This is a genomic window from Pseudomonas azerbaijanoccidentalis (genome assembly GCF_019145495.1).
GTDB classification, from domain to species: Bacteria; Pseudomonadota; Gammaproteobacteria; order Pseudomonadales; family Pseudomonadaceae; genus Aquipseudomonas; species Aquipseudomonas azerbaijanoccidentalis.
On sequence record NZ_JAHSTU010000001.1, the window covers coordinates 1,027,496 to 1,044,496 of the forward strand.

Genomic DNA, 17,001 nt, shown 5'->3' on the forward strand with positions numbered 1-17,001 from the left:
ACCGGAGGCTGCCATGCGACAGATCCTCAGCAAAGAACCCTGGTGGGCCATGCCACCCAAGCCCGGGCAGGACGAATTCGAGCTGGAATGGGGCTGGCTGGTGCATTACAGCGAGGGCGAACCGCGTTTCGAGTTCATCCGCGAGCGGCCGACGGACAACGAAATCCGCAATCGCAAGAGTTGCAGGATCACCCCGGCGGCGGAATGATCCTGCACTTTCGATTCAGGCTTTCACGATCATTTCAAAACCGCCGAAAATCATCCTTTGACCATCGAACGGCATTGGGTTGACGTCTGGCTGGACCCTCGGATCGGTCATCAGCTTCGCCATCCCGGCATCGCGGGTAGGCTTGTCCGGCCAGACAATCCAGGAAAACACCACGGTTTCGTCCTCTTTGAGTTTCACCGCCATGGGCAGCGAGGTCACCTTGCCGTCGGGGACATCGTCGCCCCAGCACTCGGCGAGGCTGAGCGCGCCATTCTCGATGAAAATGGCAGCGGCGATCTCGGCGTGCTTCTTGAATTTTTCGCGGTTGGCGGTGGGTACAGCGGCAACAAAGCCATCGACATAAGACATGAGTCTTCTCCTTGTTTCATGGGTTGATCTGCTGGTTAGTCGATTCGGTCGGGCTCCAATCGACAGCGCCTCCGCTGACGCCGACCGGCGGTTGCGCACTCTGCGCCAAACTCCCCTCGATCTGCCCCGCCATGTACAAGGTGCCCGCCATTACGCCGCTGGTCGGGTTCTGCACGAGTTTGGTCCAGGCCTTGTCGAACGTGTTACCCAGGCTACTGCGGATCAGCGCTTCGCTGTCCGGGCGGTCAGCGGCCTGAATCAGGGCACGAATGCCCGCCACGCCCACGGTAATCAATCCCCCAGCAAGTTTGCCCGCCGCTGCCGCCACGGCACTCGCCGCCCCACGCGGAGCCATTTCGGCTTCCATGCGCTGGCTCGCACGCCTGGCCACCGGTGCCATGGCGGTGTCGGTCGAGTCGACCCCTTTTTCGCCACCGGCCTTGTGCACTTTATCGACCAATGCCGCGTAGGCGGGCAATGAATTCAGCGGCTCTGCGTGGACGATCGTGTACAGCGAAGCATTTCGCGCCGACGGAGGGCCAAGGGCAATCGCCGGGATTTTCTGGATTCGGCCGTTAAGTTGCGCGATGGGTACACCGTGGCGTTGGGAAATTTTCTGCAGTGCCTCCTTCAGAATGTCCACATAGAAGGCCGATGCCAGGCTGAGAATTGCGTCGGGATCGATCTCAACCGCTACCGGTGCCAGGACCCTTTCCTGGTATTGCTCCAGCAGATAGGCGGCCAGGCGTTTTTCCGACGTGTCCTGCTCGCCCTTGGCACTGATGGTGTACCAACTGACCTTCATCGACAGCCATTCCTGGGTCCAATAGCTGCTGAACCACGGGATGAAATTTTCTTCAGTCAACTGATAGACCCGCGTACGCCAATAATCCATGGCGCCACGGGCGTAGATTTTGGTTTGTTCGGTGGCCGACTGCGACGCGCTGACAATTTCCTGATCGACTTGTTGCCAGGTACTGGGTGAAACCATGACCTGCGGCACTTCCACCGGCGCACGCGGGGCCGTGGCGCATCCCGCCAGCATCAGCAGCACGACGACGATCAGCGAACGCCGGTTCAAGATCGCGGTTCCCTAAAGTCTGCGCCGAACCAGATGCCCGGCGCGCAGAAGCCCCTGTTTTGAGTATAGGTGGCAGTCTCTACCGACCCAGCGTTGATGTTGCCGCTGATGCCGCCATCGCGGGCAAGCCCGCTCCCACAGTTTATTGGCCAACCCGGTCCATTGTGGGAGCTGGCTTGCCAGCGATGAGGCCCGTGAAAACACCCAAAAAACCGACCATCACTGCCATCGATATTCACCATCGCCACGAATGCCTTCCGCCCCGCAACCGTCAGCGTAGGATCACTTTCAACCCAACACGAAACCCTGTAGCGGAGGGTCGAACCATGCTGATTCATCTCCTGACCTGTCTGGCCCTGACGGCCTTCACCTTGAGCGTTTTTGCCTGGTTCCTTCTCTCCGAGGAGCGCACGTCATGATCAACGAAGTCACCCTGGCCGTGAGCTTCCCGGTGTTCGGCAACAACTACTACTCGCAGCAATATGAGTCTCGTAAGGTGTTGACCCTGGTGTTCGACGAAAAATTCGAAGCGCTGCTGATTCCTGCGGCCGGTAACCACTTCAACAATGAAGTGGTCGGCCTAAACGATCAGTTCCGCTTTCTCAACGATGTGCTGGCCGAGCATCTGCTGGCGACCGAAGTCGCCGCTGGCGCGCGTCGTAATCAATACTTTTAAGCAAGGAAACCCGCCCCACGTGTCAGTGGAATTCGCTCAGTCATGACTTATTCTCTCGCTTGCACGGCAGTGGCGGGCCGGTCCATGGCGATGAAATCGCCCAATTCATTGATGAGTTCACGGCCGTCCGTGAGCATTTGTTGCCAGTCGGTGGGAAAGCGCACGTTCAACGGCAGTTGATCAATTCTCCAGCGTGGCGACAGCGGCCGGTCAAACCGCGCGGCCACTTGCAAGCCCATTTCGCTAGCAGCGAAAGGCCCGCGCAACACCGTTGGCGTACGGCCGGCGCTGTCCACGGCCTGGACGACGTGGGCCGTCAGCCACTCGCCATCGGGCATGCGCACGCGCAATGGCTGGCCAATGGCGGCGTAACTGATGTTCAGTGGTTCCAGGTAAATCCACAGCAGCGGATCTTCCAGTTGCTCGATGCGCATCAACAGGGTGCCGGCGCCGACGTTTTCACCGGGGTTGACCAACACTTCTGCCACTCGTCCGCTTTGCGCGGCAGTCACCGGCAGCGCAGCCAGGCGGGTCTGTAACCATTTTTGCTCGGCAATGCGCTGTGCCTTCTCACGTTCATCGCCCACCGGCAACTGATTGGCCTGTTGTTCGCGGCGTTCAAACGCCAGCAAATCGGCCCTGAAACTGTCGAGTTCAGACTGCGCGGCCAACACTTCACCCCGGGAAACCGCGCCGCGTATCACCAGATCTTCCAGTACCTGCACGCGATCCTCCGCCCGGGCGATTCGGGTCCTGAGCAATTGACGTTCGCGGCCTCCCAGCTTGGTATTGCTCAAGCGCGTCTCGTCCGGTGGGATCGCCGCGAGCTGCGCCAGCCGGGCACGCCATTCGGGGTTGTCGAGGTTGGCCAGCGGCTGGTCGATCCGCACCTGCTCGCCAGCCTTGACGAACAATTGCTCGACCCGCCCGGCATCCCGCGCTCGCACTTCAAGAATCGGCAGACGCAGTTGCGCCGGTGCATCGATTATCAACATGCCGTAAACCAGCTTGCCGCCCAGCCAGATCAAGGGGCTCGCCACCAACAACAGGATCAGGTACCAGCGCACCCGGAACGCCATGCGTTTGCCCGGCGCATAGAGCACAGTCAAACCTTGTTCCTGAGTCGGATTCAGTTCTTTGCGACTATCGAAACGTATCTTCATGACGAATCACCGCTTTGGAAAGTCTCGCCAGGCTTGCCAGTCGATGCCGGCAATCCCTTGGGGTTGCAGTTGTTCACGCCAGGCGCTGCTCTGGCGTTGCAACTGTTCGGTTGACGCGCCGGACCAGCTTTCCGTGGCATCCAATTGCGGCTCCGTGCTTTGCGCGAGGCGAAATTGCAGATCGGGCCAGCGTTTGGCGATCTGCTCTGCTCTTTGGGCACTGTTTTTCGGGTTGCGGGTATAAATCATCAGGCTGACCTGGCGCACGCCCGCCTCGGGAAGGCCGCACGGCACACAGGTCTGGCCGGGTTTTGCATCGACAAACCAGCGTGGATGGCTGGAAATCTCGACAGGCCACGGGCTTTCCCGAGAAGCCAGGCGCAGAGTGTCGAGCCAGTCCTTCAACCGTTGATCGGGTACCGGTACGCCGAGTTGCTCGACCTCCAGGTCCAGGTGCAGGCTGACGAAGGGAAGGCCTTTGAGTTTGCCCAGTAAATCGCTGAGCTGGTCGCGCCCCTCCGGCTTGATCCACTCCGGATCGCCGAGCAGCAGGCTGACCTGCACCCCTTCGCCGCTCGCCTGCTCCAGTAATTGCTCCAGCCGTTGGCGCGTGGTGCCAAGGTCTTTGATCTGGGCGGCCTTGAGGCCCAGGTAGATCTTGTCCATCCCCGCTTTGCGCAGGGCGGCAAGCTCAGCCGCCCGATGCCCGGGATCGAGCAGCGCTTCACTGTCCCAGACGTAACTCGCCTGGGACCAGTTGCTCGGCGGCTTTGCCTGCAGCGTCATGGGCTGAGCTGCCAGTAGTGCCAAGGCCAGCAATATCGATCGCATGTCAAAACCTCGTGGCGCGTTTAAGCACCCACCACGGCGCCATCGAACTCTCTTCATGCCCGCGACGAAATATCTCATTGAGCATCGCCACCGCGCTCCAGCACCGCAGGATGAGCATGAACAGCGGGAAAACCGGCACCAGCAGCCCCAGTACCGCGTCCTTCCGCGGCCGGTCCGAGACCATCACCAACATGGCGAAAAACAGCACCGCGGTGATCAGCAGGTACAGCAGGTAAACCAGCACGAACAGAAACAGCAGCGTCTTGCCCGGCAGCACGAACAACGCCGTCAAGGTGTAGCTGAAGATCAGGAACGGCAGCACCAGCTGAAAAAAGAAGCCGGTCAGGAGGATCATCACGAAGGTACGCCAACCCAACAATTTAGGGTCGATGTTGCGGTTGTGCTTTCTGATGTAGAGAAAAAACAGATCGCCATCCCAGCGCAGGCGCTGCATGAGGAAATCGCGCAGCGTCTTTGGTGCGTCGGTGTGGCCGATTGCTTCTGGCTCGAAAGGTATTCGCAGGTCATGGCGCTTGAAGTAGCTTTTGATCCGCAGCGTCAGGTCCAGGTCCTCGGCGGTATGGGTATTCCAGCCACCGATTTTCACCAGGAAACTGCGGCGAAATGCGCCAAAGGCACCCGAGACGTTGTTGACCAGGTTCCATTCCGACAGGCCGATTTTCGACATGTGGATCGACAGCAGATATTCCAGCGCCTGCATTGCCGTGACCCAGGACGCCCAGACGTTGCGCACCCGCAGGCTACCGGCCACCGCCGGCACCGATGGGTCTTCGAAATGGCGCACGATGGAGCTGACCATGTTGTTGTCGAAGGACGTATCGCCATCGAGCGCCATCACGATTTCACCGCTGGCAAGCGACAACCCGGCGTTCAACGACGACACGCGCCCGCCCCGCTGCCATTTGGCGATCGGGCGCAAATGGCGCCTGGGATACAGCTGCGGGTCGACGATGAAACCGCGTACGGCGCTAAGCGTCGGTTGATTGACCGTGGCGCCGTCGACCACCGGAATCATCTCGATGTGGCCAGGGTACGTCTGCTCGCACAGACTCAGCAGCGTGGTCTGCACGTCCATGCCTTCGCTGTAGCAGGTGATGATGCAAGAAACCCGGGGGCAATAGACACTGGTCTTTGGTACGCGGGTGCGTCGCCGGGTGAACCAGCGCAGTACCCCGAGCATCACCAGGACCATCAGCGGCAATTCGAAAATCAGGAACAGCGGAAACAGCATGTAGAACAATCGGCTCAATCCGTCCGTTCCCATGAACGCACTGATCAAGCTGTACAGTTGCTCCATGAACGGGCTCATGGCGCGTCCCCCAGTTCGCCGGCCAGACGCGCCACCAACAGTTCAGCGTCTTCCTGGTCGATCAGGTCCTTGGGGGCGGTGATGCTGACGACCCGCAGGGAAACGTCGCTGATCTCCGGCGCTGAAAACAGCTCGGCGACCCGACCCAAGCGCTGCTTTACGCTCTCCAGACCCTTTTCGTCGGTGTGCGGCAACATGATCCAGAAGTACTCTTCAGTGCTGCGAGAGCAGCGGTCCGTTTCCCTGACCGACTCTTGCAGCCGTTCGGCGACACTGTCGACGAAGGCGTGACCGCGCTGTTCGCCCAGACGGGTCAACGTGCCAGCCAAGTTGACGAAGCGCAGGCCGATCAGTGAAAAAGCCGGCAGCGAATAGCGTCGTACGATCTGGATCTGCCAGTTCAGCAGTTCAAAGAAATCCTTGCCGCCCAGCAGGTTGAGCCGCCCGAAGTGTCGCGCCGAACGCTCGCTGAACTCCTGTCGGCAGCGAAAGCGCCCGGCCTCGGCCAGGCGAAAATCCCTGACCTCGCGTACCCGCAGTTTGTCGGGCGAGTGCGACAGCCCGCAGTCCAGGCAACGCGCCTGCACTTCGGCATCGACAAAAAAGGCCTGGCAGGAGCGGCAGCGGTAGTTCTCCATCGGCCGGTCGTAATCACTGCCAATGTGGCGCAAGCGGTTCAGGCAGTTGGGACACAACAGCACCGCGTCCTTGAGAAATGATTCCTGAGGGCCGACATGACCGCAGGTGAAGCAATGCAATGACGGTTGCCGCGAGATGTCCAGGGCATGACATTCGGCACACACGTCAATGTAATTGAGCCGGCCCGAACCACAGTCCGAGCACAGCCGGACGCGGTCGACCAGTACGCCCTCCTCCAGCCAGTCCTGCTGCACCATCAGGCTGAGCCAGACAAACGAGTTGACCGGTTCGTTGTCCGCCAGGGCGTCCAGCAAGGGATAGCGATAATGCTGGGGCACTTCAGGGTCCCGCAGGGCATACACCTGAGCGTTATCACGCAGCCACAGCCAGGTCAGCACACGGCTCTCGAAACGCTCCTGACCCGACCCTTGTCGGAAGAGCCGGAAGCGTTCCTGCCAACTGGCCCACTGGGTTTTGATCTCGCTGGATTCAATCGGGTACGCGCCGTCACCCAATGCTTCGCACCAGCCATCCTGATCGCGGCAACAGTAGATAAGCGTGTAGCGGTAGGGTTCGATGGAGCGCAGCTTGCGAAGTACTTTGGCCGCATAAGCGGCGGGCATGTCCAACAGGACGACATCAAATGCAACGGCAGCCAACAGACTGCCAAGATCGGTAAAGTGTTCGAGTTCTGGAATGTTCAAACCTGGAACTCTATTACCGAGTATCGCAATCCGCGGTTTTGGAGTAGGCATGACGCACGTCCTCTACAGAAAGACCAGTGCGGTTAATGGGAAGCCACCCACACTAGCATTGCATCCGAAAAAGCGTGTGGTTATTTGTGAAGTTATTTTTTGACAGTGCGAATGACAATAGTTCGACGGGCCGTTCAAATTTCTCAAGCGCTTTTCAATACAAATAGATAGCAATACAACTAATAATTTACTATCGTATTATCAATAAGTTACATAACTAACGCTGCATCATATTAAAATATTATGAATACTGCCTATTGGCCAGCTACATTACCGTGCAGCGCTTAATCAGCATCTGCAATTCACTTTCATTTACAAAGGCAACTCATTCCACCCTAATCATTTTCACCAGCGGAACTTAACCAGCTCCTTATAACAAAATATTTAATTCATATTACCCACTTCAACGGAGTCGCCAGCATGCGTTACATGAATGAAACAGGAAGTGTTTCAATACAAAGACACTAACTTCCCTCTCAGCAATCCTCTCCATTTGATTATCGTGGGACGCGTTTAAACACACACGTCTCTAAGGCAGCTGCGTAACCAGCGATGCACGGGATCAGCATCCAGCCGAGGATGCCAAAGCATGGCGACGGTAAATTCCGCCAGGGATACAGGTAGCGCAAAGCTGTACATCCCGGTTCGCAGGTTGGTGGTGTGTCGTTCCGGTACGCTGGCGATCAAATCGGAGGATCGCGCCAGTGCCAGCGCCGTCGAAAAACCCGCCACGATGGTCGCGATGTGCCGCTGCAGGTCGAGTGGTTGCAGGGCTTCGTCGATGGGTCCGAATTCGACACCCCGCCGAGACACACTGATGTGCTTGCCGGCGGCATAGCGTTCGGGAGTCATCGGGCTTTCAGTCAGTGGATGACCAGCGCGCACCACGCCGATCAAACGGTCACGGAACAACCCTTGGGTGCGCAATTCTGGCCCGGTGGCTTTGCCAACCACGCCGGTTTCCAGATCCACCGTTCCTTCGCGCAGCGCGGTGCTGTCCTTGTCCGGCTTGTGCATGAAGCGCAGGCGTACACCCGGCGCCTGTGCGGCGACTCGGGCAATCAGCTCGGCGCCAAAGTTTTCGACAAAGCCTTCGCTGGTGCGCAAGGTGAAGGTCCGCGTCACCTGTGCCAAGTCCGGCTGTTCGGCCGGGCGCAGTACCGCTTGTGTCTCCAGCACCAGCTGACTGACCCGCTCGCGCAATTCCAGTGCCCGGGGTGTGGGCACCAGTGCCCGGCCGGCCCTGACCAGCAACGGATCACCCGTGGTTTCCCGCAGTCGCGCCAGCGCACGGCTCATTGCCGAAGGGCTCAGGCGCAAGCGCTTGGCCGCGCGCGCCACACTGCCCTCTGCGAGCAGCACGTCCAGGGTCACCAACAAGTTGAAATCGGGAGTGGACATGCAAACCTCGGGCTTGAGTGAGATGGCGTTTGCTGCACGTATCAAGTGCGTTCGGTGCGTCTTCCTCCATGTTAGGAGCCTGCGTAGATTTGCGATAGCTCCAATCGGGAGCGGCGAGCAAAGAGGTTCGAGCATGGATTCCCCATCAGCCGTTACAGCCAGCGGACGCCGCACACGCTCAACCCGCTGGGCACTGGCCAGCCTGTCGCTGTCGATGCTGCTGTCGTCCCTGGGCACCAGCATCGCCAATGTCGGCTTACCGACCTTGGCCCAAGTGTTCAACGCGTCTTTTCAGCAGGTGCAGTGGATCGTGCTCGCCTACCTGCTGGCCATCACGACGCTGATCGTCAGCGTCGGCCGTCTCGGCGACCTCTTCGGACGTAGGCGTTTGCTGTTGTCCGGCATCGGCGTGTTCACGCTGGCCTCGACCCTGTGCGGCCTGGCCCCGAGCCTTGAAGGGCTGATTGCTGCCCGTGCGCTGCAAGGGCTTGGTGCTGCGATCATGATGGCGCTGACGTTGGCCTTCGTCAGTGAAACGGTCAACAAGGAGAAGACCGGCAGCGCCATGGGCCTGCTTGGCACCATGTCGGCCATCGGCACAGCGTTGGGGCCGTCATTGGGTGGTCTGCTGATCGGTGGCTTCGGGTGGCAGGCAATGTTCCTGATCAGCGCTCCCTTGGGCTTGCTGACCTGGCTGCTGGCCGTGCGCTCTTTGCCGATTGATCGGCAGCCAGCCAAGCGGACCGCGTTCGATCCGCTGGGCACCCTGTTGCTGGCCCTCACGCTGGGTGCCTACACACTGGCCATGACCTTGGGCCGTGGTCATTTTGGCGCATTGAACCTCGCATTGTTGCTGGCGGCGTGCGTGGGCGTTGGTCTGTTTGTGTCGGTGGAACGGCGCGTTGCGGCGCCGTTGATTCGCCTGGCGATGTTCCGCGATGCACAGCTCATTAGCAGCCTGATCATGAGCCTGTTGGTGACTTCAGTATTGATGACAACCTTGGTGGTCGGGCCGTTTTATTTGGCGCAGACGCTTGGATTGAACGCCATCGGAGTCGGGCTGGTGTTGTCGGTCGGGCCTTTGGTGGCCGCGTTGACCGGCGTACCGGCCGGACGGATTGCCGATCGTTTCGGCGCGCGGCGCATGACGCTGGTCGGTCTGATCACCATTGCCAGCGGCTGCTTCCTGTTGTCGGTGCTGCCGAGCAGCCTGGGCATTGCCGGTTACATCGCGCCGATGGTGGTGCTCACGTTGGGCTACGCGCTGTTCCAGACCGCCAACAACACAGCGGTCATGGCCGGCGTTCAGCCGGAGCAACGGGGGGTGGTCTCCGGTTTGCTCAACCTGTCACGTAATCTGGGGCTGATCACCGGGGCTTCGCTGATGGGCGCGGTATTCGCCATGACCTCGGCGACGGTCGACATCCCCGATGCGCAGCCTGAGGCGATTGCCCGTGGCCTGCGCATGACTTTCACCGTCGCGTTGGGGCTGATGGGTTTGGCGTGCCTGATTGCGGTCGGCAGCCGGACGCTGATCACGGAGCGTGATCAGCGTTAAACCGGCCCTTGTGCTTACTGTTCGATTTTCAACAACGGCGTGTCTTTCTTGACGATGTAAGTCGCCAGTTCCGAAGCCTTGACCGTGCCGACGTTTTTCGCGACGTGGGCGGTGCCGGCTGGAATGTACAGGGAGTCACCGGCCTTGAGCGTGACGTTCGGCTGGCCTTCGAGCTCGTACTCGAATGTCCCTGAAATCACGTGGGCGACTTCGACACCCGGGTGGGAGTGTTTCGGCGATGCGACGCCCGGATCGAAATCGACGAGCACCTGGATCACTTCCTGCCCTTCTATTCCAAGGTCGCGACGTACCAGATCGGTACGCTTGAGACCGGTTTGCCAACTCTTGGCGGGCGCTTGGCCAGCGTCGGCGGCCGCTTTGGTCTCCTGGGCCTGGGACACGCCAGCGAAAGCGCTGAGTGCGGCGGTGACGATGGCGACGCCGAGCAGGCGGGTGGCGTTGGTTTTGTTATTTCGGGACATCGCAATTCTCCAATGAGCGCAGGGTAAACAGTGCGCGGGGCGCCGTTGTGTGGCAGCCCCATTACGCCTCCGTCGTGTATCGCGCACGTGTCACGCTGCGCTGTTTTTGTATTCGCACGTAGCTGTCGGCTAAGGAGATACGTTCGGATACACAGGCCCGCGAACGAGGCCGAGATTATTTTCACTTTTCGCTGATACCTTTTTCGTGGTCGTTCGGTGTGTAAGGGAATTCTCATTTTTCCTTTGCACCCACAGGCATTGCCGAATGACATCCCGATCGCTCCCGAACCGCTCCAAACCCCGCAGCGCCATGAATGTGTTGAGCCTGGCCATCGCCCTGTCCGTCGTGGCCCCCGCTCACAGTGCCTGGGCTACCGATGCCACACAAAGCGCCTCGCGCACCTACGCCATTGGCGCGGGTTCGCTGTCCAGTGTGCTGGCGCAGTTTGCGGCGCAGTCGGGTGTGTTGCTGTCATTCGATGCCGATTTGCTCAAAGACCAAACCAGTCAGGGCCTGCAAGGCAGCTACACGGTGCAGTCCGGTTTCGACCGGTTGTTGCAAGGCAGCGGTTTTTCGCTGATCAACACCGGAGCGGACAGCTACACCGTGGCACCGCCATTCAATAGCGGCGCTGCGCTGGAACTGGGGGCCACCACCGTCAGCGGTGTGGCGTCTGAAGCCGACACCTATGCCGGCGGCCAGGTTGCCCGCTCGGCGCGACTGGGTGTGCTGGGCAATCGCGATATCAACGATGTACCGTTCAGTGTGGTCAGTTTCACCGCCAAGACCATTGAGGATCAGCAGGCGCGAACCGTGGGTGATGTATTGCTCAACGACGCCTCGGTGCGTCAGTCGGCCGGCTTCGGTAACTTCTCCCAGGTGTTCACCATTCGTGGCCTGCCGCTGACCACGGACGACATATCGTTCAATGGCCTGTACGGCGTACTGCCCCGGCAGATCATCACCACCGAAGCGCTGGAACGAGTCGAGTTGTTCAAAGGCCCGAACGCCTTCATCAACGGTGTTGCGCCGGGGGGAAGCGGTATCGGCGGCAGCGTCAACCTGGTGCCCAAGCGCGCCCAGGACACCCCGACCCGCAGCGCAACCCTCGATTACGCCAGCGACAGCCAGGTCGGCGGGCATATCGACCTCGGCCAGCGCTTCGGCGAAGACAACCGTTTCGGTGCGCGGGTCAACCTCGCGCAACATGGCGGCGATACTGCCGTGGATGATGAAAGCGAACACTCACAGTTGATCGCCGTGGGCCTGGACTATCGCGGTGAGCGCCTGCGCCTCTCCACCGACCTGGGCTATCAGAAACAACGCATCAACAACGGTCGCTCGGTGGTCTACCCGACCGGGACCAAAGTCCCGCACGCGCCTTCGGCCAAGGACAACTACGCCCAGGACTGGACCTGGTCGGAGCTTGAAGACACCTACGGCATGGTCAACGGCGAGTACGACCTCAACGACAACTGGACCGCTTACGCCGGCGGCGGCGCCAAGCACACCCGGGAAAACGGCCAGTACTCGTCGCTGTATGTCGGCAACGACGGCAGCGGCAAAGTCGGGTTTCTCTACTCGCCCCACGACGAAGACAACAAAAGCGCCATCGCCGGTTTGAACGGCCATTTCAACACCGGCCCGATCACGCATCAGATGAACTTTGGACTGTCCGGCACCTGGGGTGAGCAGCGTTCGGCCTTCGAGGCGATCCTGGTGGCCAACCGCGTCAACGGCAATCTGTACAACCCGGTGCAGGTGCCCCGTCCGACCAACACCTACTTCGGCAGCGATATCCACGACCCGCGCATTGTTGGCAAGAACCGGGTCAAAAGTGCGGCCGTGTCCGACACCCTGGGCTTTATCGACGACCGCATCCTGCTGACCCTCGGCGTGCGTCGCCAGACCATCGAAGTCGACGCATGGAACACCACCAGCGGCGCGCGCACAGCGAATTACGAAGAGTCGATCACCACGCCGGTCTACGGCCTGGTGATCAAGCCGTGGGAACACGTGTCGTTCTACGCCAACCGTATCGAAGGCCTGCAGCAAGGCCCGACCTCGCCATCCACCGGCGTTACCAACCCCAACGAAGTGTTCGCACCCAACCGCAGCAAGCAAACCGAGGCCGGGGTAAAACTCGACTGGAACAGCTTCGGCGCGACCCTCGGTGTGTACCGCATCGAGATGCCGAACAGCTCGACCTCGACCGTCACCGGCAACCGCTTGCCGACCTTCAGCGTGGACGGCGAGCAAGTGAACAAAGGTGTGGAACTGAACGTGTTTGGCGAACCGCTCGACGGCCTGCGCGTGCTGGCCGGGGCAACCTGGATGGACACCGAACAGAAGAAAACCTCCAACGGCCTGAACGACGGCAACCGCGCCGCCGGCGTGCCGCGCTTCCAGTACAACCTGGGCGCCGACTGGGACGTGCCGGGCATTCAAGGCGCCGCGCTCAGCGGACGCATGCTGCGCACCGGCGGTGAATACGTGAACGCGGCCAACTCCTTGAGCATCCCGGCCTGGACCCGCGTAGACCTCGGTGCCCGCTACGGCTTCAAGGCCGACGACAAATACATCACCTTGCGTGCCAACGTCGAAAACGTGGCAAACAAGGCGTACTGGTCGTCGGCTTCAACCGCCAACAACTACCTGACGCAGGGTGAGCCACGCACGCTGAAATTGTCGGCGACGGTGGATTTCTAAACGGCTTCCAGCCCCTCGCTACGGCGATCGAAAGGACACGATCTGCCGTAGCGTTGCGCAAATTTAATGAACCCTGCCGCCGCACGTTCACCTAACTGAAAGACCATCAGGAGGTGAAACATGCATTTTGAACCAACGTGGATCGTACTCGCGGCAGTACTGCTACTCATTGAATTGTGGGCGATCAATCGGTTGCGCAAGAGCGAAGGCAAGGCAAGCACCCGAGGGGTGTGGATGGTGGTGATCGTGTTTGTGCCACTGTTGGGGTTGATCGCCTGGGCCTTGGCCGGGCCGAAGCAAATCGCGCACAACCCGCGGTCGGCGCAAGCCCGACAATAACGCGACGTGCGCTAACGCATGACCGGGGGTCATGCGTTAGCAGCCTGACAAAATACATTCTCGGTTGTTTTTTGTATCGGTCTGTATTGGGCGCCAGGGAGGCTACACAGCGATACACAACGGCGGGGTTCAGGACACATACGGTGTACATGAAAGTGAAAAAGTGCTCGGGTCGCAGTTCAACCTTTGCAGGAATCACTTCATGATCAATCACATCGATACCGTGCTGTACACCGGCAAGACTGTTACCACTGGCGGTCGGCAGGGCGAGTCGCGCAGTGACGACGGGCGTCTGGACGTCAAGCTCTCCCCACCGGGCTCTTCCGGTAGCGGAACCAATCCCGAGCAGCTGTTGGGCGCCGGCTGGTCGGCCTGTTTCATCGGTGCGCTGGGCAAGGCTGCGGCGGCATTGAAAGTGAGCCTGCCGAGCGACGTCAGCGTCGCGACCGAGATTGATCTGGGCAAGACCGACAACGCCTTCTTTCTGCAGGCGCGGTTGAACGTCAGCCTGCCCGGTGTTGAGCCAACATTGGCGCGCACACTGGTGGACGCAGCCCATCAGACCTGCCCGTATTCCAAAGCGACCCGTGGCAACATCGACGTGACGATCAATCTGGTGTGAGGGATGGCGCCGGGTGGGACAGGCGCAAACAAAAGTGACAGATAAACAAATGCCCCGGAGATTCGGGGCATTTGATCTTGGCGAGCTGTATGTTCACAGCGGCACAAGCAGGCTTCGAGAGCCAAGTAGGTGGCCAGCGCTGGTCTCTGGCTTACGAGGTTTATCAGGACTCCCACAGAAACAGCAATATGCACTGTCCTGCTTCACACGGCATAAGGGCTGGATCTCAGCGCGGAGATCTTTCTAACCGTGTACCCTTCGGAGCGCGCCCCACGCGTCCTCGCTATCCGCTTGCGCATCAGTCTGCGTTTTCACCTACACCTTCAGAGTAGCAAAACACTCGCGGTGTGCGACGCTGTTTTTAGACCGATTTCCTTCTTCAAAAAACCTCGCAGGACTCAAAAATGCTATGCCTGCCGAACCTCACAACGTTCGCTGGCTGTTGCCGATCCCTTTGGCGATATCGACGCCCCAGTCCATCGCCGCTTCCATATCGAGCATGTGCGGTTTGGGGTCGTGGTTTTCGTCGATAGCGGTGCCATCCGGCCGGTAAACCCCAATGAACATGCCCAACGAACCGTCCTTCAATATCTCGGCCTTGACCTTGATGCTGCATCCGTTCGATAGCGTTTCCTTGTGTTCCAGATGGCGCTCAGTCATTGCGATTTTCCTCCCGTGGCAGGTTTTCGACCTTACAGGCAATGCTAGCTCAGCCCCTGAATTGCGCTGAATCACGGCGCTGAACACTTCGCCTGACAGCGGCGAAATGCCACCTATACTAGAAGCCACCGCCCCTCCGGGGTCTGCGCATCGAACAATAAAAAGCAGAGGTGGAACATGGTTTGGCAGCAAATCTACGATCCGTTCAATAACCCGGTACTGTCCACCCTCATGGCCGCCGTGCCGGTGGTGGTGATGCTGGCAGCCCTCGCGTTTTTCCATGTCAAGGCACACCTGGCGGCACTGCTCGCCCTGGCCTCGGCGCTGGTGATCGCCATTTTCGCGTTCGGCATGCCCGCCGGCATGGCCGGATCGGCTGCTTTATACGGCGCGGCCAACGGGTTGCTACCGATTGGCTGGATCGTACTCAACATCATCTTCCTGCACCGTCTGACCACCGAGAACGGTTCGTTCAAAGTGCTTCAGGATTCCCTGGCGCGGATCACCGACGACCGACGCCTGCAATTGCTGTTGATTGCGTTCTGCTTCGGCGCGTTCTTTGAGGGCGCGGCCGGGTTTGGTACGCCAGTGGCAGTGACCGGTGCGATCCTTATTGGCCTGGGCTTTTCGCCATTGGCCGCCTCGGGCCTGGCGCTGATCGCCAACACCGCACCGGTGGCATTCGGCGCGTTGGGCACGCCGATCATTACCCTGGCCAAGGTCACCGGGCTGGATGAAATGGAGCTGTCGATGATGGTCGGTCGGCAACTGCCGTTCTTCTCGGTGATCGTGCCGTTCTGGTTGATCTGGGCTTTTGCCGGATGGCGCAAGATGCTGGAAATCTGGCCGGCGATTCTGGTGGCCGGGGTCAGTTTCGCCATTCCGCAATTCCTCGTGTCCAACTATCACGGACCGATGCTGGTGGACGTGATCGCCGCGCTGATTTCCATGGCCTGCCTGACCGGTTTCCTCAAGGTTTGGAAACCGGCGACGGTGCACACCTCCGCCGCGCTCACCGGCCGGGTCGACAACTCGAAAATCGATGCGGAACACGAATCCAAAATTGAACCGACGGCGGCTTTTTCCAGCGACACGAAAAAAGCCGTGATGCGGGCGTGGATGCCGTGGATCATCCTCACCGTGTTTGTGTTCGCTTGGGGCACCCAGGGCTTCAAGAACATGTTCGACACCCGCCCGGCGATCGATCCGGCCACCAACTCGGCCAAGCTCGACCCGCAGGGCAAACCCATGCGCGAAGCCAACCCGGTGTTCGCGCCGATCCTGACCTTCACCAGCATCCACCAGCAAATCGAGAAAGTGCCACCGGTGGTGCCAGCGCCTAAAGTCGAAGAGGCGGTCTACAAATTCACCTGGTTCACCTCCACCGGCAGCGGCATCTTGCTGGCCGCGATTGTCGGTGGCTTGCTGATGGGGTATTCCATCCCGCAACTGATCAGCCAGTACCTGCGAACGCTGTGGGTGGTGCGCTATTCGTTGATCACCATCACGGCGATGCTCGCTTTGGGCTTCCTCACGCGCTATTCCGGGCTGGACGCCACCATGGGCCTGGCTTTCGCCGCGACGGGGATTTTCTACCCGATGTTCGGCACGTTACTCGGTTGGCTCGGTGTGGCGCTGACGGGGTCTGATACCGCCTCCAACGTGCTGTTCGGCGGCTTGCAGCGGGTGACCGCCGAGCAACTGGGCCTGAGCCCGGTGTTGATGGCCGCCGCCAACAGTTCCGGTGGGGTGATGGGCAAAATGGTCGATGCGCAGTCGATTGTGGTCGCGTCTACCGCTACCCGCTGGTACGGCCACGAAGGGGAAATCCTGCGTTATGTGTTCTTCCACTCGATCATTCTGGCGATCCTGGTCGGCGGGCTGGTGACGTTGCAAGCATATGTGGCGCCGTTCAGCCATATGGTGGTGGGCGGACATTGAATCGACAGATAAGGAGTTTCCTGCGCTAAAGCTCAATCCGTGCCCGGGAGGTTCGCCTCCCGGGCTTTTTTCACACAAGACATTCAACTGTAGGAGCAGGCTCGCTCCTACAGGGGACCGGTTTTTTTGAATGAATTGACCCGCTGGCAGACAAAGAACCCATGGACAGCGGAACCCGACGGGCCAATTATTAAAACACTGGACCGAAAACAGACCTCACATAACTACAAAACGAG

16 protein-coding genes are annotated in these 17,001 nt (G+C 59.8%); 7 read left to right on the forward strand and 9 right to left on the reverse strand.

Translation table 11 applies throughout. The annotated features are described in order from the left end of the window. Window positions 1-13: 13 nt before the first annotated feature. On the forward strand, window positions 14-208 hold the full coding sequence (locus KVG88_RS04295) for a hypothetical protein (protein ID WP_217870431.1): 195 nt from the start codon (window positions 14-16) through the stop codon (window positions 206-208). 15 nt (window positions 209-223) lie between these two features. Here KVG88_RS04295 and KVG88_RS04300 read toward each other — a convergent pair whose 3' ends face one another. Next, the gene (locus tag KVG88_RS04300; protein WP_150702554.1) at window positions 224-577 is read right to left on the reverse strand and encodes a DUF1428 domain-containing protein; all 354 of its coding nucleotides are present in this window, start codon (window positions 575-577) and stop codon (window positions 224-226) included. 16 nt (window positions 578-593) lie between these two features. Further along, a complete protein-coding gene (locus tag KVG88_RS04305; protein ID WP_217870432.1) occupies window positions 594-1,658 on the reverse strand; it encodes a hypothetical protein in 1,065 nt (354 codons plus the stop codon). Between the two features lie 415 nt (window positions 1,659-2,073). Between KVG88_RS04305 and KVG88_RS04310 the strand changes: the two genes are divergently transcribed. After that, window positions 2,074-2,334: a hypothetical protein gene (locus tag KVG88_RS04310; protein WP_150702552.1), complete on the forward strand. Its 261-nt coding sequence runs from the start codon at window positions 2,074-2,076 to the stop codon at window positions 2,332-2,334. 47 nt (window positions 2,335-2,381) lie between these two features. On the opposite strand, the gene KVG88_RS04315 is transcribed toward KVG88_RS04310, so the two are convergent. The 5 genes from KVG88_RS04315 to KVG88_RS04335 all read right to left on the reverse strand — a co-directional run bounded on the left by KVG88_RS04315 (window position 2,382) and on the right by KVG88_RS04335 (window position 8,453). Further along, window positions 2,382-3,497, reverse strand: a complete 1,116-nt coding sequence (locus tag KVG88_RS04315) for an HlyD family secretion protein (RefSeq protein WP_217870433.1) — start codon at window positions 3,495-3,497, stop codon at window positions 2,382-2,384. Window positions 3,498-3,503: 6 nt separating this feature from the next. After that, complete coding sequence (locus KVG88_RS04320; RefSeq protein WP_217870434.1) at window positions 3,504-4,328, reverse strand: hypothetical protein; 825 nt, start codon at window positions 4,326-4,328, stop codon at window positions 3,504-3,506. 1 nt (window position 4,329) lies between these two features. Further along, window positions 4,330-5,658 (reverse strand): glycosyltransferase family 2 protein, encoded by a 1,329-nt coding sequence (locus tag KVG88_RS04325; protein WP_217870435.1) that lies wholly within the window; start codon window positions 5,656-5,658, stop codon window positions 4,330-4,332. After that, window positions 5,655-7,052 (reverse strand): TackOD1 domain-containing metal-binding protein, encoded by a 1,398-nt coding sequence (locus KVG88_RS04330; RefSeq protein WP_217870436.1) that lies wholly within the window; start codon window positions 7,050-7,052, stop codon window positions 5,655-5,657. Before KVG88_RS04330 ends, KVG88_RS04325 begins: the two co-directional genes overlap by 4 nt. 513 nt (window positions 7,053-7,565) lie before the next feature. After that, entirely contained in the window at window positions 7,566-8,453 is an 888-nt protein-coding gene (locus tag KVG88_RS04335; protein WP_217870437.1) for a LysR family transcriptional regulator, read from the reverse strand. Window positions 8,454-8,586: 133 nt separating this feature from the next. On the opposite strand from KVG88_RS04335, the gene KVG88_RS04340 reads away from it, so the two are divergent. After that, window positions 8,587-10,011, forward strand: coding sequence for an MFS transporter (locus KVG88_RS04340; protein ID WP_217870438.1), 1,425 nt, complete (start codon window positions 8,587-8,589; stop codon window positions 10,009-10,011). A 14-nt stretch (window positions 10,012-10,025) separates the two neighbouring features. Here the strand turns inward: KVG88_RS04340 and KVG88_RS04345 are convergent, their stop codons facing one another. Beyond that, a complete protein-coding gene (locus tag KVG88_RS04345; protein ID WP_150702545.1) occupies window positions 10,026-10,493 on the reverse strand; it encodes a cupin domain-containing protein in 468 nt (155 codons plus the stop codon). A gap of 265 nt (window positions 10,494-10,758) precedes the next feature. Between KVG88_RS04345 and KVG88_RS04350 the strand changes: the two genes are divergently transcribed. The 3 genes from KVG88_RS04350 (at window position 10,759) to KVG88_RS04360 (ending at window position 14,164) form a co-directional block, all read left to right on the forward strand. Further along, the gene (locus KVG88_RS04350) at window positions 10,759-13,203 is read left to right on the forward strand and encodes a TonB-dependent receptor (RefSeq protein WP_217870439.1); all 2,445 of its coding nucleotides are present in this window, start codon (window positions 10,759-10,761) and stop codon (window positions 13,201-13,203) included. 120 nt (window positions 13,204-13,323) lie between these two features. Beyond that, window positions 13,324-13,542 (forward strand): PLD nuclease N-terminal domain-containing protein, encoded by a 219-nt coding sequence (locus tag KVG88_RS04355; protein WP_150702543.1) that lies wholly within the window; start codon window positions 13,324-13,326, stop codon window positions 13,540-13,542. Between the two features lie 202 nt (window positions 13,543-13,744). Continuing rightward, window positions 13,745-14,164: an organic hydroperoxide resistance protein gene (locus tag KVG88_RS04360; protein ID WP_150702542.1), complete on the forward strand. Its 420-nt coding sequence runs from the start codon at window positions 13,745-13,747 to the stop codon at window positions 14,162-14,164. 423 nt (window positions 14,165-14,587) lie between these two features. On the opposite strand, the gene KVG88_RS04365 is transcribed toward KVG88_RS04360, so the two are convergent. Further along, on the reverse strand, window positions 14,588-14,824 hold the full coding sequence (locus KVG88_RS04365; protein WP_150702541.1) for a hypothetical protein: 237 nt from the start codon (window positions 14,822-14,824) through the stop codon (window positions 14,588-14,590). 177 nt (window positions 14,825-15,001) lie between these two features. On the opposite strand from KVG88_RS04365, the gene KVG88_RS04370 reads away from it, so the two are divergent. Then, window positions 15,002-16,765 (forward strand): L-lactate permease, encoded by a 1,764-nt coding sequence (locus KVG88_RS04370; protein ID WP_150702540.1) that lies wholly within the window; start codon window positions 15,002-15,004, stop codon window positions 16,763-16,765. Window positions 16,766-17,001 lie beyond the last annotated feature (236 nt).

Coding starts and splice junctions, on each gene's coding strand:
- KVG88_RS04340 (WP_217870438.1), top strand. CDS start 8,587: ATGGATTCCCCATCAGCCGTTACAGCCAGCGGACGCCGCACACGCTCA.
- KVG88_RS04300 (WP_150702554.1), bottom strand. CDS start 577: ATGTCTTATGTCGATGGCTTTGTTGCCGCTGTACCCACCGCCAACCGC.
- KVG88_RS04330 (WP_217870436.1), bottom strand. CDS start 7,052: ATGCCTACTCCAAAACCGCGGATTGCGATACTCGGTAATAGAGTTCCA.
- KVG88_RS04325 (WP_217870435.1), bottom strand. CDS start 5,658: ATGAGCCCGTTCATGGAGCAACTGTACAGCTTGATCAGTGCGTTCATG.
- KVG88_RS04355 (WP_150702543.1), top strand. CDS start 13,324: ATGCATTTTGAACCAACGTGGATCGTACTCGCGGCAGTACTGCTACTC.
- KVG88_RS04360 (WP_150702542.1), top strand. CDS start 13,745: ATGATCAATCACATCGATACCGTGCTGTACACCGGCAAGACTGTTACC.
- KVG88_RS04315 (WP_217870433.1), bottom strand. CDS start 3,497: ATGAAGATACGTTTCGATAGTCGCAAAGAACTGAATCCGACTCAGGAA.
- KVG88_RS04370 (WP_150702540.1), top strand. CDS start 15,002: ATGGTTTGGCAGCAAATCTACGATCCGTTCAATAACCCGGTACTGTCC.
- KVG88_RS04320 (WP_217870434.1), bottom strand. CDS start 4,328: ATGCGATCGATATTGCTGGCCTTGGCACTACTGGCAGCTCAGCCCATG.
- KVG88_RS04345 (WP_150702545.1), bottom strand. CDS start 10,493: ATGTCCCGAAATAACAAAACCAACGCCACCCGCCTGCTCGGCGTCGCC.
- KVG88_RS04335 (WP_217870437.1), bottom strand. CDS start 8,453: ATGTCCACTCCCGATTTCAACTTGTTGGTGACCCTGGACGTGCTGCTC.
- KVG88_RS04295 (WP_217870431.1), top strand. CDS start 14: ATGCGACAGATCCTCAGCAAAGAACCCTGGTGGGCCATGCCACCCAAG.
- KVG88_RS04310 (WP_150702552.1), top strand. CDS start 2,074: ATGATCAACGAAGTCACCCTGGCCGTGAGCTTCCCGGTGTTCGGCAAC.
- KVG88_RS04365 (WP_150702541.1), bottom strand. CDS start 14,824: ATGACTGAGCGCCATCTGGAACACAAGGAAACGCTATCGAACGGATGC.
- KVG88_RS04350 (WP_217870439.1), top strand. CDS start 10,759: ATGACATCCCGATCGCTCCCGAACCGCTCCAAACCCCGCAGCGCCATG.